25 protein-coding genes are annotated in these 25,508 nt (G+C 64.0%); 15 read left to right on the top strand and 10 right to left on the bottom strand.

Annotated features, from left to right (window positions below; all coding sequences use genetic code 11):
* Positions 1-17 precede the first annotated feature (17 nt).
* Positions 18-692: an MBL fold metallo-hydrolase gene (locus tag PP1Y_RS19760; protein ID WP_013833799.1), complete on the top strand. Its 675-nt coding sequence runs from the start codon at positions 18-20 to the stop codon at positions 690-692.
* 4 nt (positions 693-696) lie between these two features.
* Here PP1Y_RS19760 and PP1Y_RS19755 read toward each other — a convergent pair whose 3' ends face one another.
* Positions 697-1,089 (bottom strand): MAPEG family protein, encoded by a 393-nt coding sequence (locus PP1Y_RS19755; RefSeq protein WP_041559025.1) that lies wholly within the window; start codon positions 1,087-1,089, stop codon positions 697-699.
* A 165-nt stretch (positions 1,090-1,254) separates the two neighbouring features.
* Here PP1Y_RS19755 and rpmF point away from each other — a divergent pair, with 165 nt between their 5' ends.
* From rpmF to PP1Y_RS19730, 5 genes are all read left to right on the top strand, one after another.
* The gene (gene rpmF / locus PP1Y_RS19750; protein WP_013833797.1) at positions 1,255-1,434 is read left to right on the top strand and encodes a 50S ribosomal protein L32; all 180 of its coding nucleotides are present in this window, start codon (positions 1,255-1,257) and stop codon (positions 1,432-1,434) included.
* A gap of 28 nt (positions 1,435-1,462) precedes the next feature.
* Positions 1,463-2,524, top strand: a complete 1,062-nt coding sequence (gene plsX, locus PP1Y_RS19745) for a phosphate acyltransferase PlsX (protein WP_013833796.1) — start codon at positions 1,463-1,465, stop codon at positions 2,522-2,524.
* Positions 2,521-3,495 carry a beta-ketoacyl-ACP synthase III gene (locus tag PP1Y_RS19740; protein WP_013833795.1) on the top strand — a complete coding sequence of 325 codons (975 nt, stop codon included), beginning with the start codon at positions 2,521-2,523 and terminating at the stop codon, positions 3,493-3,495. The genes plsX and PP1Y_RS19740 overlap by 4 nt, the downstream gene beginning before the upstream one ends.
* 113 nt (positions 3,496-3,608) lie before the next feature.
* Entirely contained in the window at positions 3,609-3,905 is a 297-nt protein-coding gene (locus tag PP1Y_RS19735; RefSeq protein WP_007015066.1) for an integration host factor subunit alpha, read from the top strand.
* 13 nt (positions 3,906-3,918) lie between these two features.
* Complete coding sequence (locus PP1Y_RS19730; protein ID WP_013833794.1) at positions 3,919-4,323, top strand: MerR family transcriptional regulator; 405 nt, start codon at positions 3,919-3,921, stop codon at positions 4,321-4,323.
* A gap of 49 nt (positions 4,324-4,372) precedes the next feature.
* Here the strand turns inward: PP1Y_RS19730 and PP1Y_RS19725 are convergent, their stop codons facing one another.
* Together PP1Y_RS19725 and PP1Y_RS19720 are read right to left on the bottom strand one after the other, a co-directional pair.
* Positions 4,373-4,918 carry a histidine phosphatase family protein gene (locus PP1Y_RS19725; RefSeq protein ID WP_013833793.1) on the bottom strand — a complete coding sequence of 182 codons (546 nt, stop codon included), beginning with the start codon at positions 4,916-4,918 and terminating at the stop codon, positions 4,373-4,375.
* 19 nt (positions 4,919-4,937) lie between these two features.
* Entirely contained in the window at positions 4,938-7,652 is a 2,715-nt protein-coding gene (locus PP1Y_RS19720) for an ATP-dependent DNA helicase (RefSeq protein ID WP_007015069.1), read from the bottom strand.
* A gap of 157 nt (positions 7,653-7,809) precedes the next feature.
* Between PP1Y_RS19720 and PP1Y_RS19715 the strand changes: the two genes are divergently transcribed.
* Together PP1Y_RS19715 and PP1Y_RS19710 are read left to right on the top strand one after the other, a co-directional pair.
* Complete coding sequence (locus PP1Y_RS19715; RefSeq protein WP_083835263.1) at positions 7,810-8,520, top strand: PadR family transcriptional regulator; 711 nt, start codon at positions 7,810-7,812, stop codon at positions 8,518-8,520.
* The gene (locus tag PP1Y_RS19710; protein ID WP_013833791.1) at positions 8,517-8,804 is read left to right on the top strand and encodes a DUF2218 domain-containing protein; all 288 of its coding nucleotides are present in this window, start codon (positions 8,517-8,519) and stop codon (positions 8,802-8,804) included. Before PP1Y_RS19715 ends, PP1Y_RS19710 begins: the two co-directional genes overlap by 4 nt.
* A gap of 111 nt (positions 8,805-8,915) precedes the next feature.
* On the opposite strand, the gene PP1Y_RS19705 is transcribed toward PP1Y_RS19710, so the two are convergent.
* A complete protein-coding gene (locus tag PP1Y_RS19705) occupies positions 8,916-9,803 on the bottom strand; it encodes a mechanosensitive ion channel family protein (protein WP_007015072.1) in 888 nt (295 codons plus the stop codon).
* A gap of 110 nt (positions 9,804-9,913) precedes the next feature.
* Between PP1Y_RS19705 and PP1Y_RS19700 the strand changes: the two genes are divergently transcribed.
* Together PP1Y_RS19700 and PP1Y_RS19695 are read left to right on the top strand one after the other, a co-directional pair.
* Complete coding sequence (locus PP1Y_RS19700; RefSeq protein WP_013833790.1) at positions 9,914-11,515, top strand: lysine--tRNA ligase; 1,602 nt, start codon at positions 9,914-9,916, stop codon at positions 11,513-11,515.
* Positions 11,512-12,045 carry a DUF1003 domain-containing protein gene (locus tag PP1Y_RS19695; RefSeq protein WP_013833789.1) on the top strand — a complete coding sequence of 178 codons (534 nt, stop codon included), beginning with the start codon at positions 11,512-11,514 and terminating at the stop codon, positions 12,043-12,045. Before PP1Y_RS19700 ends, PP1Y_RS19695 begins: the two co-directional genes overlap by 4 nt.
* A gap of 31 nt (positions 12,046-12,076) precedes the next feature.
* Here the strand turns inward: PP1Y_RS19695 and PP1Y_RS19690 are convergent, their stop codons facing one another.
* The 4 genes from PP1Y_RS19690 to ettA form a co-directional block, all read right to left on the bottom strand.
* Positions 12,077-13,939, bottom strand: coding sequence for a DUF885 family protein (locus PP1Y_RS19690; protein WP_041559024.1), 1,863 nt, complete (start codon positions 13,937-13,939; stop codon positions 12,077-12,079).
* On the bottom strand, positions 13,936-14,535 hold the full coding sequence (locus PP1Y_RS19685; protein WP_308632949.1) for a 2OG-Fe(II) oxygenase: 600 nt from the start codon (positions 14,533-14,535) through the stop codon (positions 13,936-13,938). Before PP1Y_RS19685 ends, PP1Y_RS19690 begins: the two co-directional genes overlap by 4 nt.
* Positions 14,536-14,758: 223 nt before the next feature.
* Positions 14,759-15,661, bottom strand: a complete 903-nt coding sequence (locus tag PP1Y_RS24865) for an RcnB family protein (protein WP_083835228.1) — start codon at positions 15,659-15,661, stop codon at positions 14,759-14,761.
* 192 nt (positions 15,662-15,853) lie between these two features.
* On the bottom strand, positions 15,854-17,533 hold the full coding sequence (gene ettA, locus PP1Y_RS19675) for an energy-dependent translational throttle protein EttA (RefSeq protein ID WP_013833786.1): 1,680 nt from the start codon (positions 17,531-17,533) through the stop codon (positions 15,854-15,856).
* A gap of 261 nt (positions 17,534-17,794) precedes the next feature.
* Here ettA and PP1Y_RS19670 point away from each other — a divergent pair, with 261 nt between their 5' ends.
* Positions 17,795-19,174: a M28 family peptidase gene (locus PP1Y_RS19670; RefSeq protein WP_013833785.1), complete on the top strand. Its 1,380-nt coding sequence runs from the start codon at positions 17,795-17,797 to the stop codon at positions 19,172-19,174.
* A gap of 12 nt (positions 19,175-19,186) precedes the next feature.
* On the opposite strand, the gene PP1Y_RS19665 is transcribed toward PP1Y_RS19670, so the two are convergent.
* Together PP1Y_RS19665 and PP1Y_RS19660 are read right to left on the bottom strand one after the other, a co-directional pair.
* Complete coding sequence (locus PP1Y_RS19665; RefSeq protein ID WP_013833784.1) at positions 19,187-20,062, bottom strand: CoA ester lyase; 876 nt, start codon at positions 20,060-20,062, stop codon at positions 19,187-19,189.
* A gap of 90 nt (positions 20,063-20,152) precedes the next feature.
* On the bottom strand, positions 20,153-21,028 hold the full coding sequence (locus tag PP1Y_RS19660) for an SDR family NAD(P)-dependent oxidoreductase (RefSeq protein WP_013833783.1): 876 nt from the start codon (positions 21,026-21,028) through the stop codon (positions 20,153-20,155).
* Between the two features lie 306 nt (positions 21,029-21,334).
* Here PP1Y_RS19660 and PP1Y_RS19655 point away from each other — a divergent pair, with 306 nt between their 5' ends.
* The 4 genes from PP1Y_RS19655 to PP1Y_RS19640 all read left to right on the top strand — a co-directional run bounded on the left by PP1Y_RS19655 (position 21,335) and on the right by PP1Y_RS19640 (position 25,418).
* Positions 21,335-21,883, top strand: coding sequence for a peroxiredoxin (locus tag PP1Y_RS19655; RefSeq protein WP_013833782.1), 549 nt, complete (start codon positions 21,335-21,337; stop codon positions 21,881-21,883).
* Positions 21,884-22,047: 164 nt separating this feature from the next.
* Positions 22,048-23,175 (top strand): peptide chain release factor 2, encoded by a 1,128-nt coding sequence (prfB, locus tag PP1Y_RS19650; RefSeq protein WP_013833781.1) that lies wholly within the window; start codon positions 22,048-22,050, stop codon positions 23,173-23,175.
* A gap of 61 nt (positions 23,176-23,236) precedes the next feature.
* The gene (locus PP1Y_RS19645) at positions 23,237-23,980 is read left to right on the top strand and encodes a class I SAM-dependent methyltransferase (protein ID WP_013833780.1); all 744 of its coding nucleotides are present in this window, start codon (positions 23,237-23,239) and stop codon (positions 23,978-23,980) included.
* Positions 23,981-24,011: 31 nt separating this feature from the next.
* Entirely contained in the window at positions 24,012-25,418 is a 1,407-nt protein-coding gene (locus PP1Y_RS19640) for a nitronate monooxygenase family protein (RefSeq protein WP_013833779.1), read from the top strand.
* Positions 25,419-25,508 lie beyond the last annotated feature (90 nt).

Raw genomic sequence — 25,508 nt, 5'->3', positions numbered from 1 at the left:
CCGCCATTTCCCGTCCCATGACCCAGACCGAACCGCCGATGCGCGTGGGAATCATTCCCGTTACCCCGCTCCAGCAGAACTGCACGCTATTGTGGTGCACCACGACCATGCGCGGGGCGCTGGTCGATCCCGGTGGCGACCTCGACAAGCTCAAGGCGGCGCTGGAAAAGACCGGCGTGACGCTGGAGAAGGTGTTGGTCACGCACGGTCACCTCGATCATTGCGGAATGGCCGGCGAACTGGCCAGGGAATTGGGCGTGCCGATCGAAGGGCCTCAGGAAGAGGACCGCTTCTGGATCGCCCAGCTCAGCGACGATGGTCCGCGCTGGAACATGGAGGCACATACTTTCGAGCCGGACCGCTGGCTGGAGAACGGAGACCAGGTCCAGGTCGGTGAGCTGACGCTCGACGTCTATCACTGTCCGGGGCACACGCCGGGGCATGTCGTCTTCCATCATGCGCCCAGCAAGTTCGCCATGGTCGGTGACGTCCTGTTCCAAGGCGGTATCGGGCGCTGGGACTTTCCGCGCGGCAATCTCGACGATCTGATCGAATCGATCACCACACGTCTGTGGCCGCTTGGTGACGATGTGACCTTCGTGCCCGGGCACGGCCCTGTCAGTACCTTCGGAGAGGAGCGTCGCCACAATCCCTACGTCAGTGACGCGGCGCTATCGCGCCGCGCCTCCTGACGGATCAGAGGCGGCCCAGGGCGATCAGGATCGCCACGACCGACAGACCCAGAAGGGTGAGGACAGTTACAATGATCCCGCCCGCGCGCAGGAGGTTCGAATCCGACCTGTCCATGCCGAAGGCGTGGGCGACCCGCGCGGCCATGTATATGGAGCCCGCGATTGCCAGCCAGGGGCCGGCCTTGCCGGTCATTTCGATGGCCGCGATCAGGATCAGGACGAACGGCGTGTTCTCTACGAAGTTGAGCTGCGCGCGCATTCGGCGTGCAATGGCTTCATTGCCGCCGTCTCCATGCAGGACCTTGGCCGCCATGCGCAGCCTGCCGACCCGCGTCAGCAGCCAGAAATTGATGACCGCAGCAGCGGCGGCAAGGCATAGAGTCGTCTGAAGAATCATCCCGGGCATCTCCCCCAATGTGGTTTTGGCTACATGAGGAAGGTATCAACGGGTTGCAACTCGTCAGAAATCGGTTATAGGCCCGCCTTCGCAAGCCGCCGGTTCCGGGTGACGGTTCCCGGCGGCCTTTTTGACATTAACGCATTTCCAGGAACAGGTGCCAAAATGGCTGTCCCTAAGAGAAAAACGACCCCGTCCCGCCGGGGCATGCGCCGCAGCCATGATGCCCTCAAGGTTGAAGCGTTTCATGAGTGCCCGAACTGCGGCGAGCTGAAGCGCCCGCACAACCTCTGCAACGCTTGCGGTCACTACAATGGCCGCGAGATCGTCGCGGTCGAAATCTAAGACCTCAGACGAAGTTCGGAGATTGCCCATGACTCTGCCGCGTATCGCTATCGATGCGATGGGCGGCGATGAGGGCGTGCGCGTCATGATCGAGGGCGCGGCACTCGCGCGCCGTCGCCATGACCGTTTCAATTTCCTCCTCGTCGGCGACGAGACGCGGATCAAGGCCGCGCTCGAGGATCATCCGAACCTTCGCGGGGCATCGGAAATCCTGCACACCGATGGTGTGATCAGTGGCGAGGACAAGCCGAGCCAGGCCCTGCGCCGCGCGAAAGGCACGTCCATGGGGCGCGCCATCGCTGCGGTGAAGGCCGGCGACGCGGGTGCAGCCGTCAGTTCCGGTAATACCGGTGCGCTGATGGCGATCGCCAAGCTCACCTTGCGTACGATGCCGGGCATCGATCGTCCCGCGCTTGCGGCACTGTTACCCACGCTGGGCGACAATGACGTAGTGATGCTCGACCTCGGCGCCAATACCGAGTGCGATAGCCGCAATCTCGTGCAGTTCGCGATCATGGGCGCAGCCTATGCCCGCGTGGCGACGGGGCGCGAGCAACCGCGCCTGCGCCTGCTCAATATCGGTACTGAAGAGATCAAGGGCACGGAACTGCTGCGCGATGCAGCGGCAACGCTCAAGGCGGCGGCCGGTGACCTGTCCATGTCCTTCGACGGCTTTACCGAGGCGGACAAGGTTTGCCGCGGCGATGTCGATGTCGTCGTGACCGACGGTTTCTCCGGCAATATAGCTCTCAAGGCGGTCGAAGGGACGGCGCGATTCGTTGGCGACCTGCTGCGTCGCAGCTTCTCCAGTTCGCTGCGCTCGAAGATCGGCTTCCTGATTTCGCGTCCGGCGACCGAGTTGCTAAAGCATCACCTAGACCCCAATAACCATAATGGCGCCGTGTTCCTTGGCCTGAACGGCATCGTCGTGAAAAGCCATGGCAGCGCGAATGCTGCGGGCGTGGCCAATGCCGTTGCGCTGACTGCGCGGCTCCTGGAGGAAAATGTGACCGAGCGGATCACTGCCGACCTTGCCCGCGTGGGTGAAGCCTCGCTGCGCATGCCCCGGAACCAGGAAGAGCGGGCATGACCCGGCGCTCGGTTCTGATCGGTACCGGTTCGGCGCTCCCACGCCGCGCGGTAAGCAATGCTGAACTGGCAGCCCAAGTCGATACCAGCGATGAGTGGATCGTCGAGCGCACCGGCATAACCAATCGCTACATCGCTGCCGAGGACGAGACGACCTCGAGCCTTGCCACCGACGCGGCGCGCAAGGCGATCGAGGCGGCCGGCATCGACGCGGCTTCCATCGACCTCATCATCCTGGCGACTGCCACGCCCGACCAGACCTTTCCGGCTTCGGCGACGATCGTTCAGAAGAATCTGGACTGTGGCGGCTGCATTGCTTTCGACGTTGCCGCGGTGTGTTCCGGTTTCCTGTATGCCGTAGGCGTTGCCGATTCGATGCTCCGCTCGGGAATGGCCCAGCGCGCGCTTGTGATCGGTTCGGAAACCTTCTCGCGCATCCTCGATTGGGAAGACCGCACGACTTGCGTGCTGTTCGGCGACGGTGCCGGTGCGGCAATCTTCGAAGCGCGGGAACAGGGCGACAGCGATCAGCCCCGCGGCATCCTGGCTTCGCGCCTGCATGCCGATGGCGCGCACAACGAACTGCTCTACGTCGATGGTGGTCCTTCGACGACCGGAACCGTCGGCAAGTTGCGCATGAAGGGCCGTGAAGTGTTCCGCCACGCGGTTGTGAACCTGGCCCAGGTTCTCAATGAAGTGCTTGAAGAAGTTGGACTTCAGTCGTCTGACATCGACTGGCTGGTGCCTCACCAGGCCAATGCCCGTATCCTTGATGCGACGGCCAAGAAGCTGGGCCTGCCGGTTGAAAAGGTCGTCATGACTGTTAGCCAGCACGCGAATACTTCGGCTGCTTCGGTGCCGCTGGCCCTCGATCAGGCCGTTCGCGATGGCCGAATCCGCGAAGGCGATCTCGTCGTCCTTGAAGCCATGGGCGGCGGTTTCACTTGGGGCGCGAGCCTGCTGCGAGTCTGAGAACCTACCCCCTAAGGTTTATCTGCGTTCATTATTTGACGTAGGATTGCCTTTTTCCCTGATAATTCATATTATCAGCGCGGGGGTTGGCGCTCAGAGGGGAAGCGGGTTCGATGGGCTCAACGGATACATTGACGCGGGCTGAGATCGCGGAAGCGATCCACAAGAAGCTGGGTCTGTCGCGCGCGGAGTCGCTGGCGATGGTCGAAGCTATTCTTCAACATATGTCGACGGCGCTCAGTTCGGGCGAGAACGTCAAGATTTCGGGATTCGGCACATTCCTGTTACGGGACAAGGGCGAGCGTATCGGCCGCAATCCCAAGACGGGTGTGGAAGTGCCGATCACCCCGCGACGGGTTATGACATTCCGGGCGAGCCAGATGCTGAAAGACAGGATCGCCGGAGACTGAAGGAACAGAGCCAATGAATACCTTGTCCGACATCCCGGTTTTCGATGACGGAAAGGATCCAGAGGCTCTGCGAACCATTGGTGAAGTCAGCAAGGCGCTGGGCATCCGTCAGCATGTCTTGCGCTATTGGGAAGAACAATTCCCTTCGCTTCAGCCTGTCAAGCGCAGCGGCGGTCGGCGTTATTATCGCCGTGACGATGTCGCGCTCGTGGTCGAGATCAATCGTCTCGTCCACGAGGAAGGCTACACCCTGCGCGGTGCTCGCAAGGCGATCGAGGATCAGGACGGCCAGCCGGCGCCGTCTGCAATCGTGACACCTGACATGCAGCCGCAGGCTGCGGAAGCGGCGAGCGATGCCATCATTGGCGAGCTGATTCAGATTCGTGCGCAACTGGCCGCGGCATTGGCTGCTGCCTGAGGCATTGGCGTCTTGCGCAAGCCGCCGTCTCAACCACCAATGAATGCAATCAGTCGGTGAGGCTCGGCCCCAGTTCGGGATCGAGGTCGCGCGGCCGGACGAGGTGGACGATCCGGGCGCAGTTCCCGTCGATATCGTCCCAGCTGTCGATGTCGAGTTCGAGCACGGCATAGGCGGCGGTCGGGAATTTCTCCTCGACGACATCACGCAGCGGACTGGTGCCATCATCGGGAACCAGATCGAAGATCAGGTCCTCAAGGCCCGGATTGTGTCCGATCAGCATGATCGAGGCGGGATCGCCTTCCTGTTCGCGCAGGAGATCCATCAGCGTCGCTGAGTTGGCAAGGTAGATGCGCCTGTCCCAACTGACCGGCGGCGCCATTCCGGCCGCTTCCGAGGCAAGCTCGATCGTCTGCGTGACGCGAACCGCGGGAGAGGCGAGAATGCGCTTCCACGCCCTGCCGTCATTGCGGATATGCTCGCCCATGATCGCCGCGCCCTTGCGGCCCCGCTTGTTGAGAGGCCTGTCGAAGTCGCGCAGGCGCGCATCGTTCCAGTCCGACTTGGCGTGGCGAAAGATGCCGAGGGTCTTCATCTGTCAGGCAAGCTCGTATTCATGGCCGGGCGGCGTGATCGGGTCGGTATGCTTCTTCTGAAGCATTGGTAGCGACCCGATGTAAAGCCTCCTCCAGAGAAAGCCGCAGGACGGGCGTTCCTTCGGGGAAGGCGCTCAGCAGGCGCGAGGGGAATGCAGCGGAGAGGACCACGAAATGACCGCGGTCGTCGCGGCTGCGGATGAGGCGTCCGAAGGCCTGGGCCAGCCGGGCGCGGATGATGCCGTCGTCATAGCTGCCGCCGCCACCGGCGAGGCGCCGGGCCCGGTGCAGGATGGTCGGCCGCGGCCAGGGCACCTGTTCCATGACGACCAGCCGGAGCGAATCGCCCGGCACATCGACGCCGTCCCGCAAGGCATCGGTGCCCAGCAGCGATGCCGCGGGGTCGTCGCGGAAGATGTCGACGAGCGTGCCGGTGTCGATCGGGTCGACATGCTGGGCATAGAGCGGCAGGCCGGTTCGGGCCAGGCGGTCTGCGATCCGGCCATGCACGGCGCGCAGGCGCCGGATTGCCGTGAACAGCCCGAGTGCACCGCCGTGCGAGGCCTCGATCAGGCGTGCATATGCTGCGGCCAGGGCAGGGATGTCGCCGCGTGGGACGTCGGTGACGATCAGGACTTCGGCCTGCTTTGCATAGTCGAACGGGCTGGAGTGGGCGGAAAGGCGCGGGGTCACGCCGATGTGCTCGACACCGGATCGGGCCACCGCCTTGCCCCAGTCCTCGCCGTCGCGCAGCGTTGCCGAAGTCATGACGACGCCGTGTGCCGGTTCGAGGACGACCTTGGCGAAAGGCTTCATCGGATCGAGCCAGTGGCGGTGGATGCCGATGTCGAATTCACGCGCCTCCGAGCGGTCGACCGCCAGCCAGTCGACGTATTCCGGGTCGGCGGGGCCGCCCAGCCGTTCGAGCAGGGCTTCCCATGCCGAAAGCAGGTCGATGCGCCACGATAGCGAATGGCGGGCGCCCTCGATTCGGGCGCGGCCCTGACCGTCCAGCCAGTCGGGCGGATCTTCCAGCAGGGCTTCCAGTCTCATGCCGAGTCGCATCAGCGGTTGGCGCAAGTCCGCGAGTGCCTCACGCGCGGCCTGCGAGACTTCGATGAACGTGCCGTCGAGGCCGGCCGCCTCGGTTTCGAGGCCGTATCCGGCTTCCTGTCCGCCGCTCTCGTCGCGCGCGTAGACAGTGGCTCGCACCGAGGCGAGCAGGTCTTCAAGCGGTCCGGATGGCGCGCCTTCATTGATCCGCTGCATCCAGCCGTCGCCGGGCAGGGCTTCAGCGGCGGCGCGCGCGGCGGCAATCGCCTTGGCGCCGGCCTCGTCGTAGCTGACGATATCGGCAAGCCGCGCGGAAAGACCGCGACGCCGACCGCGCGAGGCCTTTTCCGGACCGATGACCCAGCGACGCAGCTCGATCGTCTCACTGCCCGACAGCGCCGCCGCGAAAGTTGAATCGGCGGCGTCGAAAACGTGATGCCCTTCGTCGAAGACGATCCGCGTGGGCCGTGCGGCATGATCGCGTCCGCGCGCGGCATTGACCATGACCAGGGCATGGTTGCCGATCACGAGGTCGGCTTGCGCACTGGCTCGCGATGCCCGCTCGATGAAGCATTTGCGGTAGTGCGGGCACCCGGCATAGACACATTCGCCGCGCCGGTCGGTGAGGGCGGTGATGCCGCGCTGGCGGAACAGGGTTCCGAGCCAGCCCGGCAGGTCGCCGCCGATCATGTCGCCATCGCGGGTATAGGCCGCCCAGCGCGCGACGAGCTGGGCCAGGATCGCCGCGCGTCCGGCGAAGCCGCCCTGCAATGCATCCTCGAGGTTGAGCAGGCACAGGTAGTTTTCGCGCCCCTTGCGCACGACGACGGGCTGGCTGCCGTCCGGCCGCCGCTCCGGCCACGCGCGGCGGCTCTCCTGCCGCAGCTGGCGCTGCAGGGCCTTGGTATAAGTCGAAACCCAGACAGTGCCGCCGGATAGGGCGCTCCACAAAGAGGCGGGGGCGAGGTAGCCCAGCGTCTTGCCGATGCCGGTGCCTGCCTGTGCCAGCAGGACATTGGGCTGTCCCGATGCCTTGCGCGGCGAGAAGGCGGCGGCGGACTGGGCGGCATAGGCCCGCTGCCCTTCGCGCTGCTCGGCCTTGGCCCCGGTCAGCGTCTGCAGCTGCTGCAGTACATCGGCCTCGCTCAGTTCCACCTGTCGGGGCTGGGGCTGGTCCGCTGTTTCCTCCCACTCTGGCAGGCGCGAGAAGAGCCAGCGTTCGGCGCGCTGGGGCTTGGCGATGCGCGTTCCCAGCAGTGTGGCCCAAGGCCAGCGCATGCGCACCAGCGACTGAAGCGAAGTCCAAGCGCCTTCGCGTTCCTGCCAATCCGGGCTTTCGCAAGTCTCCAGCAACCTGCCGGCAGCTTCCTGCAGCAGGCGCGGGACATCGGGTTCGCCGTCGGGCTCGGTCAGGTCGAGGGCATGGGCCAGGCCCTTGGGCGTGGGCACGACGAAGCGGGCCGGATGCACGAAGGCGAAGAGTTCGAGCAGATCGAGCCCGGACAGGTCGGGGTAGCCGAGCCGGGTTGCCAGGAGCGGGGCGTTGAGGATGAGCAGCGGCGTATCGGCCGCGGCCATCATCGCTTCGCCCTTCGAGACAGTCCGCGTGGCCGCGTTGCCGTCGCGCAGCCAACTGCCGCCATGGCTGGCATGCAGTGCGGGAAGGGGAAGCGCGGACATATGATCCGGTCTTAGGGATGCCTTGCCTGATTTGGAAATGGCTCTGCGTCGCTTCCCGCAGGAAATTACGACTCGTTACAAATTCGCGTCTTGCAAGAATCCTTCTAAGATATATCTTGAGGCCATCATGAAGATTGATGGAAACATAATGAGACAGATGAACAGTAACCCCAGGCGCGGCGGACACGGCTTCGTGCGCGACGATCATGCCATGGACATCGCCTTCGATCGGCGCGCCCGGGGCATGCACGGACGCCGTGGCGGTATGCGCGGCCCCTTCGGACCGGGACGCGACGGTTTGGACGATGAACTCTTCGACGGCCGCAGGCACGGCCGCGGCGGTCGCGGAGGAGGAGGCGGTCCGGGCTTTGGCGGCGGTCGCGCCATGCGCGGCGGTCGGCGTCGGCGGATATTCGACCAGGGCGAACTGCAGACGCTGCTGCTGGCCTTGATCGCGGAAGCCCCGCGCCACGGCTATGACCTGATCCGCGAGATCGAGGCCATCTCGGGCGGCGAGTATGCGCCCAGTCCCGGCGTGGTCTATCCTGCCCTGACCTACATGGAAGAGGCAGGTTGGATTGCGGTCGGCTCGGACGAAGGGGCTCGCAAGTCCTACGAGGCCACCGAAGAAGGCCGCAAGCACGCCGAGGCCGATGCCGACAAGGCAAATGCTTTGCGCCAGCGCCTGGCGGCTTTGGCAGAGGCCCGTGAGAAGGTCGACCCCGCGCCGGTCCGGCGCGCCATGCACAACCTCAAGACCGCCGTATTCGACCGTCTTTCGGTCGAAGGTGCGGACCGGGATTTCATCCTGCGGGTGGCGGAAGCCATCGACGAAGCCACGCGCAATATCGAAAGGATCGAGAAATGAGCACAATCGCAGCGAAAGTCGCCACGCCGAACGGCGGCAAGTACGTACGCCAGGTCTGCAAGCACTGGAGCCACAAGTTCGAGGTCGAAGTCGAGGGCGATACCGGCAAGGTCCATTTCCCGTCTGCCGTCACGACGATGGCGGGAGACGGGGAAGGCATCGCGATAGAGATCACCGGGGAGGACAAGGCAACGCTCGAACGCCTGACCGAAGTGGTGGCAAACCATATCGACCGCTTCGCGTTCCGCGAAGGATCGCTCAACTACGAATGGTCCTGGCAGTAACCCGGCGCAATACTGCCGGAATCGGAAAGACCCGGCAGCAGGCCTTTGACGGCGCGCTGACGGGTCTTTCATCGCAGCGGTGCCGCGGCGAAATGGCGCGCTGGCCTCGCCTCAGGCAGCGTTCTCGTTGACCGCCTCGGGGTTCCGTGCCCTTTCGAGGGGCAGCGGTTCCTTGAAGGTATTGGTGACATAGGGGAACGGGATCTCGATGCCCGCCTCGTCTAGCGCGGACTTCACGGCCATGACGATCTGGCTCTTGGTCAGGCGCAGGTCCTGCGCGACGGTGTCGGTCCACCACTGGACGAGGAAGTCGACCGAGCTGGCATTGAACTCCTGCGCGAAGACGACGACGCCCTTGTCCTTGTCCACCGCCTCGACGCTTTCGACGGCCTTCTGGATGACGTCCTGGGCTGGGCCGAGGTCCGTGTCATAAGAGACGCCGACGACGATCTCGTTGCGGCGCAGGGCATGGTCGGTGAGAATGTCCACCGGGTTCTTGAACAGCATGGAGTTCGGAACGACGGTCAGTTCGCCCGAGAACTGCCGGATGTGCGTTTCGCGCAAGGTGATCCTCTCGACCTTGCCACTGATGCTGCCGCAGATGACCGAGTCGCCGATGTTCATCTTGTCGCGCAGCATGATCAGCACGCCGGCGAGAAAATTCTCGAAAATATCCTGGAACGCAAAACCGATGGCGAGAGCGCCGACACCCAGGCTTGCGAAGGCGCCTGCCGGGGTGAAGCTGGGGATGGCGATCGTGAGGGCAATCAGCGATCCGATGATCCACACCAGCAATCGCACGAGGGTATCGAGCAGCTGCTTGAGATCGTTGCGGATTGCGGTTCTGCCGGTGATGCGATCGGCAATGCGCACGGCGGTGCGCGCAACGATCCATGTAGCCAGCAGAACGACAAGCGCGATGACCAGCGAGGGCAGGGCCTGCACGACTCCTTTGCCCATGGCCTCCAGTTCAGTGCGCAATGTTTCGACGTAATTCACGATTTCTTCGTCCCTTTCGGTCCCTTTTGAACGTAACGGGCCTGTCCCGGCCCGGTTCCAATGCAGCTTCGCGCTTGCGAAATGTCCGCGTTTCGAAGATGAGCGCCCCCATGACTGAGAATGCCCTGATCGAAGCCGCCCGTGTGTCCAAGGCCTGGCCCTTCCAGGAGGCCCAGAAGCTGCTCAAGCGCTATCCGGACGGCAAACCGGGCGGTGAGCCCATGCTGTTCGAGACCGGTTACGGTCCCTCGGGCCTCCCGCATATCGGCACGTTCCAGGAAGTTCTGCGCACGACGCTGGTGCGTCACGCCTACGAAACCCTGACCGGTGGCGCGCCGACTCGGCTGGTCGCCTTTTCGGACGATATGGACGGGCTGCGCAAGGTCCCGGACAATATTCCCAACGCCCAATTGCTTGCGGACAATCTCGGCAAGCCGCTGAGCCGCATTCCCGATCCGTTCGGGAAGTTCGAGAGCTTCGCGCATCACAACAACGCGATGCTGCGCGATTTCCTCGATCGCTTCGGCTTCGAGTACGAGTTCGTCTCGGCCAGCGACCGCTACAATTCCGGTGCCTTCGACAGTGCCCTGTCGAACGTGCTCTCACACTACGATGCCATCATGGGCGTCATGCTGCCCACGCTTCGCGAGGAGCGCCGCAAGACCTATTCGCCGGTCCTGCCGGTGTCGCCGACCACGGGCGCGGTGCTGCAGGTGCCGGTCGAAGTCCTCGATCCGGCCACCGGAATGATCCGCTTTGCCGACGAGGACGGCTCGACCGTCGAGCAATCCGTCTTCGGCGGCCATGCCAAGCTGCAGTGGAAGGTCGATTGGGCAATGCGCTGGGTCGATCTTGGCGTCGACTACGAGATGTGCGGCAAGGACCTGACCGACTCGGTGACGCAGTCGGGCAAGATCTCGCAGATCCTTGGGCGCCGTAAGCCCGAAGGGCTGATCTACGAACTCTTCCTCGACGAGAACGGCGAGAAGATCTCGAAGTCCAAGGGCAATGGCCTCACCATCGAGCAGTGGCTGACCTACGGGACCGAGGAAAGTCTTGGCTTCTATCTGTTCCGGGAGCCCAAGAGCGCCAAGCAGCTGCATATCGGCGTGATCCCCAAGGCGGTAGACGAGTACTGGCAGTTCCGCGGCAACCTTCCGGACCAGCCGCTCGAAAAGCAGCTCGGCAATCCGGTCTGGCACCTGCTGCGCGCGACCGGCAACGGTGAAGGCGCGGGCGACACCCTGCCGGTGACTTTCTCGCTGCTGCTCAACCTCGTGGGCGTGCTGGGCGCCGATGCAACCGCCGATCAGGTCTGGTCGTACCTAGGCAACTACGTTGCCGATGCGACGCCCGAGGCGCACCCGGAACTGGGCGAACTGGTGCGCGCCGCCCTGGCCACCAACCGGGATTTCATCGCGCCGACGCTGGTGCGCCGCGCGCCGGACGCCCATGAAGCCGAAGCGCTCAAGGCGCTCGATGCCGAACTGGCCAAGGCTGGGCCGGACACGTCGGCAGAGGAATTGCAAAACACGGTCTATGAGATCGGCAAGAACGAGGCTTACGGCTTCGGTAATTTGCGCGACTGGTTCAAGGCGCTTTACGAAACCCTGCTGGGCTCCAGCCAGGGGCCGCGCATGGGCAGCTTCATCGCGCTCTATGGCATTCCCGAGACGCGCAAGCTGATCGCAGAAGCGCTTTCCAGCCAATGATGCAACTGCCTCGGCGCACGCCTGAGCAGCTGGCCGAGGAGCTTCTCGGCCGCAAGTTCAGCGAGCTGGGGCAGGAAGAACAGAATGTCCTGCGGCGTATTGCCGCGGGCACCCTGATCGGCCCCGATGCCGACGAGATCGCCGCGACCCATGCCAGCCGCGGTGACCGGCTCGCTGACCGGGTTGCGGCGGTCGGCGGCAGCTGGGGCTTCATCATTGCCTTTGGACTGGTGCTGATCGCCTGGATGCTCGTTAACAGCCATGTGCTGGAAGCCTTCGGGCTGCATCCCTTCGATGGCTACCCGTACATCTTCCTCAACCTCATTCTCTCGATGCTGGCAGCGATCCAGGCGCCGGTGATCATGATGAGCCAGAACAGGCAGGCCGACAAGGATCGCATTGCCGCTCGGCATGACTACGAAGTCAACTTGCGCACGCAGCTGGAAATTTTGCGGCTTCACCGGCGCTTCGATCACCTCATCGAATACCTCGAGGCGCGCCGCGCCTCGGAAGCCGGGGAGGAATACTGAACCTGCCGGGGAGTGAGGCGAGCCTGCGGGCTTACCTTGCCACGCCCGCGCGGTGGGGGCGGCTCGCGGCGATCCAGCCGTCTATCTTCGCTTCCAGCACCGGCAGGGGCAGGGCACCCGACCCCAGCACTTCCTCGTGGAAGGCACGGATATCGAAGCGCGCTCCGAGCTGTTCCTGCGCCTTGCCGCGCAGGCGCTGGATGGTGAGCGCGCCGATCTTGTAGGCGAGCGCCTGTGCCGGCATTGCGATGTAGCGATCCACCTCGGCTTCCGCGTCGCTGCGCCCCATGCCCGAATTGGCCAGCATGTAGTCGATCGCCTGCTGGCGCGACCAGCCCTTGGCGTGGATGCCGGTATCGACGACCAGCCGCATTGCCCTCAGCATCTCGTCGTCGAGCGTGCCCCAGTGCTGCAGCGGGTCCCTGTAGAAGCCCATGTCGTAGCCCAGCGTCTCGGCATAGAGCGCCCAGCCTTCGACGAAGGCGCTGTTGCCACCGTAGCGCTGGAAACCGGGGAGACTCTGGTCTTCCTGCGCAAGGCTGATCTGGAAGTGATGCCCCGGCACGCCCTCGTGCATATAGAGCGTGGTCATGCCGCTGAGGAAGCGGTGCGGCAGGTCGTAGGTATTGTAGTAGAAGACACCGGGTTTGCCGCGTTCGGGCGCGCCTTCGGAATAGCTGCCGCCAGCCTCGAACTTCTCACGATAGGCCGGGTAGGGTTCGATCAGCATGGGCGTTTCGGGCACCCGCTCGAACCAGCGCGGCAGAGCGGCGTCAACCTGCTTGCCGATGCGGGCGAAACCATCGGAGAGCTGGCTGCCGTTGGTCGGATGAAAGCGCGGATCGCCGCGAATTTCGTCGAAGAATGCAGGGAGGGTTCCTGAATTGCCCAGCTGCCCGCGCACCCGGTCCATTTCCCGCTGAATGCGGGCGACTTCCGAAAGGCCGAGCTGGTGAATGGCCTCCGGTTCCAGCGTCAACGTCGTCTCGCGCCGGATCAGAGCGCGATAGAGCTGCGCGCCTCCCTTCATTTCGCCAAGCCCGATGGAATCGCGGGCCTCGGGAAGGTACTCGGCCTGCAGGAATTGCCGCAGGCGCCGGTAGGCTGGCCAGATCGCCTCGCGGGTCGCCGACCGGAATGCCGACGCGAGGGCCTTGCGGCTCTTGTCGGAGAGTGTCTCCGGGACCTGCCGGAGCGGGGCCGAGAAGGGCGAATCTTCGTAGGACTGGGCCAGCAGGGCGTCGATCTGGGCAATCATGTTGATCACCGTCAGGCGCGGTTCGACCACGCCTGAGGCCATGCCCTGCCGAAAGCGGGCGATGGCATTGTCGATCACACGGGGAAAGGCCCGGTAGAGCGTGAGGGCGCGCCGGTAATCTGCCTCGTCGGCGTAGTCGTAAGTGCCGCCGGGCGCGATCATGGCGGGGAACTCGACATGCAGTCCGCCGAAATGGTTGAACGGCCGTACCCTGGTCAGGCGGCGCAGTTCTGGCTGGAGCCACGCCAGTTCGTCGTCCTTGAGCGCTGCGAACGTATCGTAGGAAATCTGGAGTTTGGGCGGCAGCTCGGCGCGGTCGACCGTTCGCAGCGCTTCGCGGCTTTTGCGGGCAGAGGCCTGCACGTCGCGATCGAGGGCGTCGGTGTACATGCGTTCGAACTGGGCGCCTCCCGTCGTGGCGCCGGCATAAAGCGGGGTCAGGGGATCGAGTTCGTCCTCGCGCTGCGCGTCTTCGGCGAAGAGGCGAAGCAGGCGCAGGCGATTGCGCTCTGCATCGGCCGCAGGCACCGGGTGCGATGACTGGACGGCGGCCTCGGCACTGACCGGCAAGGCCGGAAAGGGGAGCGCGCAGGACAGGCCCAGCGCCAGGAGCGTAGCCGCGTTGCGAAATCTCATTGCCAGTTGCGAACCCGGAACCACTTCGTGACGACGTACTTGACGCCCCTGACGACTGGCCGGGCTGCATGCATGGTCAGCGGATTGGGCGTCCCGTCGGGCAATGCGTTGTTCCACAGCAGGAGGCAACCGGGTTCGGGCGGGATGCTCAGGCCGATGTGGGTAAAATCGGTCCGTCCACCTTCCTCCACGGCGTTGAGGTAGATCATCGCGGTCCAGCTGCGCTGGCCGCCGCAGCGCCGCTCCTGCCGCCAGTAGCCAGCCTCGGTATCGAACCAGTCGCAGTGCTCGTTGAAATACTGGCCGCATTCGTAGCGCTGGCCCTGCGCCGATTCCCCGCAGGACGGAGCGATGCCGGTAAAGTCGCTCAGGCGCAGTTCGAGATCGCGCACGATCCTGTCGTGGGTGTCGATGTCGCCTGAATAGCTGGTGCGGTAACCGTCCCAGCCTTCTTCTTCCAGCAGGCGGGAAGGGCAGGCGCAGGTGTCGATAAGCGCCATGAGGTGAGCGCAGTCGGCCTCGTTGAGGAAGCTGTTGGAGGTGTAGATTTCCACCGCCTCCACGGGCAGCCGCCTGACCGTGGGCTGGCCGGACAAGCGCTCCCGGACCGAAGCGCCGATCCTTGCAAGTGCCCTGCAGTCCGGATGAGGCGTGGCTGGCATCTCGATCGTGAGACTACCGGGAATGTTCCACAAATCAATCGCTTCGTTTCACACAGTAAAACCCTGCATGATTTTCGGCGCTCGCTGCGTGACCGGCATCGAAAGAAGGCCCCCGGCGCTGGTGCCGAGGGCCTTTCATTCGCCGTTCTTCTTGGGTTTACCAGAAGAAGTCGTAGATCACGTCGACCACTTCGCCGGTGTAGATATCCACCAGCAGCACGTCGTCGTAATAGCGGACCCAGCGGTAGGGACCGTAGACTTCCGGCAGCCTGTAGGACCAGGGATCGTCGATCCAGTAGCGTGAGCCGTAGAACAGCGATCCCAGCGAGAAACCGATGCCGATGCGCCGATACGAGTAATTGCTGTAAGGCGAGTAGTAGCGGCCGATCCGGTAGACCGAACGGTTGCGGGCCCGGTAATCGCGCCAATCGTAACGCTTGTCGCGCCGCCAGTCCTTGCGGTCCCAACGCCGCGCGTCACGATAGTCGCGCCGGTTGCTGTCGCGCCACTTGTCGTTGTCACGCCAACGGTTGTTGTTCCCGTCCCGCCACCTCTCGTTGTCGCGGCGGCTGGAGTTCGTGCGCGACTGGTCCCGCCAGTCCCGGCGCGTATCCACGCGGCGGTCATTCCGGTCGTTGTCGCGTCGCTCGACGCGCTGCTCGGTCTGTTTCGCGTAGTCGCCGCTGCGCATTCTCTGCTGCCACGTGGACTTGCGCTCCTGTTCGCTGCGCTGCTCGCGGCTGGTGTCGCGCGAGGAGCGGTTGCCCGACCAGCTGCGGTTCTGTGTCGGCGTGGCTTCCTGACGCACGCGGTTGTCGTTGTTGGCGTTACTGCGCGACCAGTCGCGGCGAGACTCGTTCGACGAGGCACGCTCCTGACGCTGCGCCCGCATCTGTTCGCCCCGGTTGCTGTAGCCACGGCTCTCACTGCGGGAGTTGTCCGGGCGCGATGCCGCTTCCGCCACGCTGGGAGCGACGAGGCCGGCAACGGCAATGGCCATTGCGCCCCACGCTCCAGCTGAAAAAAGTGCACCCGCCTTCATGTTCATCCTTCTTGCCATATCCGGTCTCCAAAACCGGACGTGCCGCACGGCGATCGCGGCTCATCCTGCAATTGTTCTAGACCATGGGCGCTGTCCTGAACGTGAACCGGGATATGACTCTTTGTTAATGTAGGGGTGATTGAAAATGAACAGGCCGCCGATCCGGTATCCCGGAGCGACGGCCTGTATATCATGCCCGAGGCGTTTTCGTCAGCGCGTCAGCTTCTTGTAGGCAAGACGCGTGGGACGATCGGCCGCATCGCCGAGGCGGCGGCGCTTGTCTTCTTCGTAGGCCTCGAAGTTGCCCTCGAACCATTCGACGTGGCTGTTGCCCTCGAACGCGAGGATGTGCGTGGCCAGACGGTCGAGGAAGAAGCGGTCGTGCGAGATGACCACGGCGCAGCCGGCGAAGTTCTCGATGGCTTCTTCGAGCGCGCCGAGCGTTTCGACGTCGAGGTCGTTGGTCGGTTCGTCGAGCAGGAGTACGTTGCCGCCCTGCTTGAGCATCTTGGCAAGGTGCACGCGGTTGCGTTCACCGCCCGAGAGCTTGCCGACGTTCTTCTGCTGGTCCTGGCCCTTGAAGTTGAAGGCGCCGACATAGGCGCGCGTCGACATGTCGTGGCCGTTGACCTTCATGTAGTCCAGCTTGTCCGAGATTTCCTCCCAGACGTTGTTCTTGCCGTCGAGGTGGTCGCGGTTCTGGTCGACGTAGCCGAGGTGAACCGTCTGGCCGATCTCGATGGTGCCGGAGTCCGGCTGTTCCTGGCCGGTGAGCATCTTGAACAGCGTCGACTTACCCGCACCGTTGGGGCCGATGACTCCGACGATGCCGCCCGGCGGCAGGATGAACGAGAGGTCCTCGAACAGCAGCTTGTCGCCGAACGCCTTGGATATGCCCTTGGCTTCGATGACCTTGCCGCCGAGGCGCTCAGGCACCTGGATGACGATCTGGGCCTTGCCCGGCGTGCGCTGGTCCTGCGCGTTCTGCAGTTCCTCGAACTTGCGGATACGGGCCTTGGACTTGGTCTGGCGGCCCTTGACGCCGGCGCGGATCCATTCGAGCTCGTCCTTGAGAGCCTTCTGGCGTCCGGTCGCCTCGCGGTCTTCCTGTTCGAGGCGCTTGGCCTTCTTCTCGAGGTAGGTCGAGTAGTTGCCCTCGTAGGGGAAGTACTTTCCGCGGTCGAGTTCGAGGATCCAGCCCACCACGTTGTCGAGGAAGTAGCGGTCGTGGGTGATCATCAGCACCGCACCTGCATATTCCTTGAGGTGGTTTTCCAGCCATTCGACCGATTCCGCGTCGAGGTGGTTGGTCGGTTCGTCCAGCAGCAGAATGTCGGGCTTCTGGATGAGCAGGCGGGTGAGTGCGATACGGCGCTTCTCACCGCCCGAGAGGCTTTCCACCGACCAGTCGCCCGGCGGGCAGCGCAGGGCTTCCATCGCCACTTCGAGCTGGTTGTCGAGGGTCCAGCCGTCGACCGCGTCGATCTGGTCCTGAAGCTCGCCCATCTCGGCCATGAGGGCGTCGAAGTCGCAGTCTTCCGGCGGATCGCCCATGATCATGGAGATCTCGTTGAAGCGATCGATCTTGTCCGCAGTCTCGCGCGCGCCGTCCTTGACGTTCTCGAGGACGGTCTTGCTCGTGTCGAGCCGCGGTTCCTGCGGCAGGTAGCCGACGGTGATGTTCTCGCCGGGCCATGCCTCGCCGGTGAAATCGGTATCGATGCCGCCCATGATCTTCATCAGGGTCGACTTGCCTGCGCCGTTCGGGCCGACGATGCCGATCTTGGCACCCTGGTAGAACTGCAGGTTGATGTTCGAAAGCACCGGCTTCTGGGCGCCGGGGAAGGTCTTTGTCATGCTCTTCATGACGAAGGCGTATTGCGCGGCCATCGGTTTCCTCTGGGATCTGGCGTGTCGGAATTTGCGGCGTGCTCTACAGGGGCGGGCCACCAGCCGCAAGGTTGCTGGCAGGTGGTCGTGTCGGTTCTTGCCGGAATGGCGCTGGGCTTGCGTCGAGAGCGTCGCAAAGTTGAATGGGAAATGGGAGTTGGAGCCCGCCCCGTCAAGATTTCGTGACCTGCCGTGAATTGGTCCGGTCAAGTTCTGAGACTTGGGATTGGAAATGTCGAGGCAGGGCGTTAGGCATTGTCCATGCTACGCAAAACCTTTTGCGCTGCCCTGCTTGCAGCGACCACTTTCGCCTCCTTCAACGCCGCTCCTGCCAGCGCTACGCCCACGCAAGGGTCAGGCGTCGCCTGGGACATCGTCGAAGGTCTCACCACCGAAATCGGCCCGCGCCTCGCAGGTTCCGAGGCCGAAGCGCGCGCCCGTGACTGGGCGCAGGCCCGGCTCCAGGCGCTCGGCTTCAGCGATGTTTCAGTCGAGGAGTTCAAGACCCTGGCCTGGCAGCGCGGCGAGGAACATGCCCGCCTGACCGCGCCCTATCGGCAGCCGCTGGCGATCACCGCTCTGGGTTTCTCGGTGCCGACACCGGCGCAGGGCCTCAAGGGTGAACTGGTTTATTTCCCGACGCTGGCCGCGCTCGAAGCAGCCCCCGAAGGATCGCTGAAGGGCAAGATTGCGTTCGTCGACCATGCCATGCGTCCCACGCAGGACGGTTCGGGTTACGGACCCTATGGCGATGTCCGCCGAAAGGGGCCGACGATCGCTTCGCAGAAAGGGGCTGCCGGCATCGTCATCCGCTCGGCCGGCACGGACAGTCACCGCAATCCGCATACCGGCGCCACGGTTTTCGCCAAGGATGTGAAGCCGATCCCGGCAGGGGCCGTCTCCAATCCTGACGCCGACCTGATCGCGCGCATCGCCTCGCGCGGCAAGCCGATGAGCATCGACCTCAAGCTGATGGGCAAGCCGTTTCCAGATGCGCCTTCGGGCAATGTCGTGGCGCAACTGCCGGGGCGCGATCCTTCGCTGCCGATCATCCTGCTCGCCTGCCACCTCGATTCCTGGGACCTGGGCACAGGAGCGATCGACGATGCCTCGGGCTGCGGGATCATCACGGCCGCGGCCCTGGCGGCGCAGAAAGATGGCCAGACCCTGCGCACGATCCGCGTGCTATGGTCGGGCAACGAGGAAATGGGCATCACCGGCGGCGGCGGCGATCATTACGTGAAGGTCCATGGCAGCGAACCCCATGCCGTTGCGATGGAAAGCGACTTCGGCGCCGACAAGGTCTGGCAGCTCAAGACGACTTTCGCCCAGGCCAATGCCGAGCTGGTGGACAAGGTGAAGGCGGCGCTTTGGCCGCTGGGTATCGTGCCGCATGACGGTCCCACCGAGGGCGGCGCCGACGTTGCCCCGATCATCGCGCACCAGAATCTTGCCGTGATCGATCTCGGCCAGGACGGGATGCATTACTTCGACCTGCACCACACGCCGGACGATACGCTCGACAAGGTCGATCCGATTGCCCTGCAGCAGAACGTCGATGCCTGGACGGCGGTGCTCAAGGTCATCGCCAACACGCCGGAGCCGATCGCGTCGGTTCCGGCGGCTGAAGGTGGCGAGTAAGCAGCAGAGGCGTCAGGCGGCGGCAGCGATCCGCCCGGCAACGGCGACGAGCCGCTGGGCCTGTTCCAGGTGTAGCAGTTCGGTCATCTTGCCATCCACGCGGATCGCGCCCTTGCCGGCGTTTTCGGGCTGGGCGAAGGCGTCGATGACGCTGTGCGCCCAGGCCAGGTCCGCCTCGCTGGGTGAGAATACCGTGTTGCACGGCTCGACTTGCGCGGGGTGGATCAGGCTCTTGCCCTCGAAGCCGAACATCAGCCCCTGGCGCGCTTCGGCCTCGAATGCCTCGAGGTCGCGGAATTCATTGCACACGCCGTCGAGGATGGCGACGCCATGCGCGCGCGCGGCGGCAACCGCCATCGACAGGAACGGCAGGAACGGCGTACGGCAGGGCGTAAGCTGCGCGCGCATTTCCTTGGCGAGATCGTTGGTTCCCATGATCCACAGCGACAGGCGCGAACTGCGTGCGCATTGCGCAATGGCATCGAGATTGCCCACGCTCGCGCAGGTCTCGATCATGGTCCAGAGCTGCATGTCCTTGTGCGCCCCTTTCAGGGCGTCTTCATAACGGGCGATGTCGGCCGGGGAATCGACCTTGGGCACCAGCACGGCGTCGGCTCCGGTCGATGCGATGGCGGCAAGGTCGTCCATGCCCCATTCGGTATCGATGCCGTTGGCCCGGATGACGACTTCGCGGTGGCCGAAACCGCCTTCCTCCACGGCAGCGACGGCAGCCGCGCGCGCTTCGGCCTTGAATTCGGGGGCTACGGCATCCTCGAGGTCGAAGATGACGACGTCGCAGGGCAGGCTGCGCGCCTTGGCAATTGCCTTGGCGTTCGAGGCGGGCATGTAGAGCGCACTGCGGCGCGGACGGTCAGTCGGTGCAGTCATCGTGTCTTCCTCTGGCTTGCCTGTTCCCTTGCGGCGGAGCGGGCCGCGGGGTCAAGTGTCTGGGAAGACCAAATGTCGGCGCCGCGAAGATCAGCAGCCGATGGTTTCGAGGATGCGTTCGCTCTCCATCCACAGGCGGCTGGCCGCACGGTCGTCCCGGGCCTGCGGTGCCGGTTGGATCTCGGCCAGGTCGCGGAAATAGCGTCCGCCCTGTTCGCCGACTTCCGGTGAAGTGGCCAGCCACATGATCGTGCGGGCCGGGTGTTCGGGCGGAGTGCAGGGGCTGCGGGCCATGGCATCCTGGATCAACTCGTCGCCGTGGCTGGCGAAGTTGGAGCCTACGCATCCCGGGTTTACCGCCTGGGCCACGATCCCCATAGGCGAGAGCCGCCGGTCCAGTTCGCGGGTGAACAGGAGGCTCGCCAGTTTCGCCTGGCTGTAGGCCTCGGTGGTTGCGAAACCTTCCAGCAGCATCAGGTCGTCCCAGTTCATCGCCTGGCAGCTGGCATGGCCGTCTGCCGCAACGGCGATGATGCGCACGGTTCCCGCCGGGGAATCCTTGGCTGCATACTCAAGCTGGGGAAGCAGTTCGCGCGTGAGCAGGAACGGGGCGAGATGATTGGTGGCGAATGTCGCCTCCAGCCCTTCGGAAGTGCGGTAATAGCCGTCTCGCACACCGCCAGCGTTGTTGACGAGAACGTGAATGCAATCGGTGAGCTGGGCGATTTCTTTCGCAATGCGGCGCACATCCGACATCTCGGTAAAGTCGCCGCGCAGGAAATCGACGCGTGCCTCGGGAGAGGCGATGGCGCGGATTTCTTCCTCGGCGGCATCGCAGCGCTCCGGCGTGCGGCCGGTGCCGATGACATGCCAGCCCATGAGGGCGAAGACTTCCGCCGTGGCCTTGCCGATGCCGGAGCTGGCGCCGGTAATGACGATCACGCGCCGATGACTTGACTGGGTCAATCTTCTCTCCCTCGGTGGCGAATGTCAGGAAACGATTGCCGGACGCGGGCGGGAGGTAGGCCAGGCGGTCCTGCCGATCAGGGCACGCGTGACGAGTTGCCTCTCCATTCGTCCTCTCTCCATGGCGCGTCCTGTCTCAGGATCGCGGCTGTTCCATAGCCGAGTCAGGCCAGGTTCAGGAAGATGTTTACGGTGAAACGGCCTGTGTTGTCGATACTTGGCCTCGGACGGCATCGCCATGCGTATCTTTACGGGTCATCTTTTCAAGGGCTGGACAGGCCCCATCACGACGCGCAGACTGAGGGCATGAAACGCATCCTAGCCCCCCTGTTCGCCATCGGATTCCTTGCAGCATCGTCGGTAGCGCAGGCTGCCCTGCCGATGGGCGCGACCGCGCCCGAGTTCAGCACCACGGGTGCGAAGGCGGGCAAGGAGGTCGACTTTGACCTCAAGCAGGCGCTCAAGCGCGGTCCGGTCGTCCTCTACTTCTACCCCAAGGCGTTCACGCAGGGTTGCACCCTGGAAGCGCATGCCTTTGCAGAAGCGACGCCGGAGTTCGCAGAACTGGGCGCCACCGTCGTCGGCATGTCGGCCGACGATCTGCCTACCCTCAAGAAGTTCTCGACCGAGGCCTGCCGCGACAAGTTTGCCGTCGCCGTCGCCACGCCGAAGATCATCAAGGAATACGACGTCGCCCTTGCGCGGGATGGCAAGCCGCAGGGTATGGCCGACCGGGTGAGCTACGTCATCGACCAGAGCGGCAAGGTCGTCTTCATCCATTCCGATCTCGATTATCGCGATCACGTGAAGATGACCCTGGCGGCCGTGAAGGTGCTGGCGAAAAAGCGCCCCTGAACGGCGTAGCCTTGCGGCCTCTTGCGGGGCCTTGAACAATCCCGATATCTGCGGGTAGTAGCGCTGGCTCGTCGCCCGCTGATTGCGAGCCGATCGCCGCGCCGCTTTACAATCGGCTGCACTTCGCTAAGCGGTGCGCCGCAGTTTCATTGGAGTTTCGTGCCATGCGTGCCGAAGGGCAGGCCCACATTGACCGTATCGAAAAGGCGCTCGCGCTTGTGCGCAAGTTCCTGGACTGGGATCGCGCGCTGCGCCGCTTCGACGAGCTGAACGCCCGCGTCGAGGATCCCACGCTCTGGGACAAGCCCAAGGAAGCCGAGGCGGTCATGAAGGAGCGTCGCCGGCTGGAAGCTTCGATCGGCACGGTCAACGAGATCAGCCGCGAGATGGCCGACGCCGTCGAGTTCGTCGAGCTGGGCGAGATGGAAGGCGATGAGGACACGGTCAACGAGGGGCTCGCCACGTTGGCGCAGCTGGCCGATCGTGCCGATGCGGACAAGGTCCAGGCACTGCTCGCCGGCGAGGCCGACAGCAACGATACCTACCTCGAAGTCCATGCCGGTGCCGGCGGTACCGAGAGCCAGGACTGGGCCGAGATGCTGCAGCGCATGTATACGCGCTGGGCAGAGCGCAAGGGCTACAAGGTCGAGCTGGTGGACTATCACTCTGGCGAAGCGGCGGGCATCAAGAGCTGCACGCTGCTGATCAAGGGCGAGAACGCCTACGGTTATGCCAAGACCGAAAGCGGCGTCCACCGTCTCGTGCGCATCAGCCCTTATGACAGTTCCGCACGCCGTCACACCAGCTTCTCGTCGGTCTGGGTCTATCCGGTGATCGACGACAGCTTCGAGGTCGAGGTGAACCCGGCTGACCTGAAGATCGACACCTACCGCGCGTCGGGCGCCGGCGGTCAGCACGTCAACACCACGGACTCGGCGGTGCGTATCACCCACCAGCCGTCCGGGATCGTGGTTGCCAGCCAGATCGACCGTTCGCAGCACAAGAACCGCGAGATCGCGATGGGCATGCTCAAGGCACGCCTGTTCGAGGAAGAAATGCGCAAGCGCGAGGAAGCGGCCAGCGCCGAACACGCCTCGAAGAGCGATATCGGCTGGGGCCACCAGATCCGTTCCTACGTGCTGCAGCCCTATCAGCAGGTGAAGGACCTTCGCACCGGCGTCGTTTCGACTTCGCCCGGCGACGTGCTGGACGGCGAACTCGACGCCTTCATGGCTGCGGCGCTGTCACAGCGCGTGACGGGTGAAAAGGCCGACGTCGAGGATATCGACTGACCTGAGCGATGGGCCGCATGAGAGGTTTTGCCAAGTCCTCGGCGAGTCGCTAAGGGGCTGCATGTTTTTGTCTCGCCGCCTTTCCTGTGTGGTTTTTGCGCTGGCTCTCGCTGCCTGCCAGCAGAAGCCTGCCGATGACGGCAGGCCCGAGACTTCGCGTGAATTTCCGGTCGCCGATCGCCCCGTTTCGCGACTTGGAGCGAACTCCGTTTCCTCGGAAGTGGAGCGCGACAGCGTCAATGAAGCCGACGTCGTGATGAACCTCGCGGACATCCGTGAGGGGATGAGCGTGGCCGATATCGGTGCGGGCGAGGGCTATTACACTGTCCGGCTGGCGCAACGCGTCGGCAAGAAGGGCCGTGTCCTCGCCGAGGACATCGATCGCGATGCCAACGAGCAACTGGGCCAACGCGTCCTGCGTGAGCGGCTGGAGAACGTCTCCATCGTTCTGGGGACCGAAGACGACCCGCGATTGCCGCCAGACAGCTTCGACCGCATCATGCTCGTCCACATGTATCATGAGGTCACCGAGCCCTATGCATTCCTGTGGCGTTTGCGCCCGGCCCTGCGCAAGGGCGGAAAGGTCATCGTCGTTGATGTCGATCGTCCGACAGACGAGCATGGCATCCCGCCGGAACTGCTTTTCTGTGAATTCGCGTCGCTGGGCTTTCGTTTGACCGAATTTGTTCGTAAGCCGGAACTGCAGGGTTACTATGCGCAGTTCGAGGCTGGTAGTGCACGGCCTGAGCCTGCAGATATCGTACCTTGCCGGTTGTCTGGCGATAAGACGGCTTCACTGGACTGAGCGTTACGCCAGGGGGAAAGACAGAGAGTTTATGAGTTTCAAGGGTCTCAAGCCGATTGTTTATGGCGGACGTGAAGTCTGGCCGCTCATCGAGGGCGGTAAGGGTGTTTCCGCCACGAACCACACCAGTTCCGGCGCCTGGGCGGCGGCCGGGGGAATCGGCACCGTCAGCGCGGTCAACGCTGATTCCTACGATGCGGAAGGCAAGATCGTTCCGCAGGTTTACCACGCCCTTACGCGCAAGGAACGCCATGAGGAACTGATCCGCTACGCCATCGATGGCGCCGTGGAGCAGGTGCGCCGCGCTTACGACATTGCCAGCGGCAAGGGCGCGATCAACATCAACGTCCTGTGGGAAATGGGCGGTGCCCAGCAGGTTCTCGAAGGCGTGCTGGAAAAGACCCGCGGCATGGTTACCGGCGTGACCTGCGGCGCGGGCATGCCCTATCGCCTGTCCGAGATCGCCGCGCGCTTCAACGTCAGCTACCTGCCGATCGTCAGCTCCGCGCGCGCTTTCCGCGCGCTGTGGAAGCGGGCCTATCACAAGGTGTCCGAGCTGATGGCGGCAGTAGTCTACGAAGACCCCTGGCTTGCCGGCGGCCACAACGGCCTGTCGAATGCGGAAGATCCGCTCAAGCCGGAAGATCCCTATCCGCGCGTCAAGGCGCTGCGCGACACGATGCGCAAGGAAGGCATTTCAGACGATGTGCCGATCGTGATGGCCGGCGGCGTATGGTACCTGCGCGACTGGAACGAGTGGATCGACAATCCCGAACTCGGCACGATTGCCTTCCAGTTCGGCACCCGTCCGTTGCTGACGCATGAAAGTCCGATCCCGCAGGCGTGGAAGGACGCACTTCGCGATCTGGAGCCGGGCGACGTGCTGCTGCACCGTTTTTCGCCCACGGGATTCTATTCCTCGGCCGTGCGCAACCCGTTCCTGCGCAATCTCGAAGCGCGTTCGGAACGTCAGATTCCGTACTCGAAGGTCGAGGCCGGCGAACATACCGTGCGTCTCGACGTCGGCGTGAAGGGCAAGAACTTCTGGGTCGCGCCGAAGGATCTGGATCGCGCCCGCTCGTGGTCGGCACAGGGCTTTACCGATGGCCTGCGTACGCCCGACGATACGATCATCTTCGTCAATCCGCAGGAACGCGATGAGATCCGTCAGGATCAGGCCGACTGCATGGGCTGCCTGTCGCACTGCGGATTCTCCTCGTGGAAGGACCATGACGACTACACCACGGGCCGGCTTGCCGATCCGCGCAGCTTCTGCATCCAGAAGACGCTGCAGGACATCGCCCATGGCGGTCCGGTAGAAGAGAACCTGATGTTTGCAGGCCATGCCGCCTACAAGTTCAAGCAGGACCCGTTCTACTCGAACGGCTTCACGCCCACGGTCAAGGAACTGGTCGACCGGATCCTCACCGGCGACTGATCGCCAAGGGCAATTGCCGAATTCGGACGGCCGGCGGGGAGATGTCCTCGCCGGCCGTTTGCGTTTGTAGATGCGCGGGTTCTCGTGCGC

The sequence above is a fragment of the Novosphingobium sp. PP1Y genome (assembly GCF_000253255.1).
Taxonomy (GTDB): Bacteria; Pseudomonadota; Alphaproteobacteria; order Sphingomonadales; family Sphingomonadaceae; genus Novosphingobium.
This window is presented reverse-complemented; position numbering and strand designations above follow the sequence as displayed.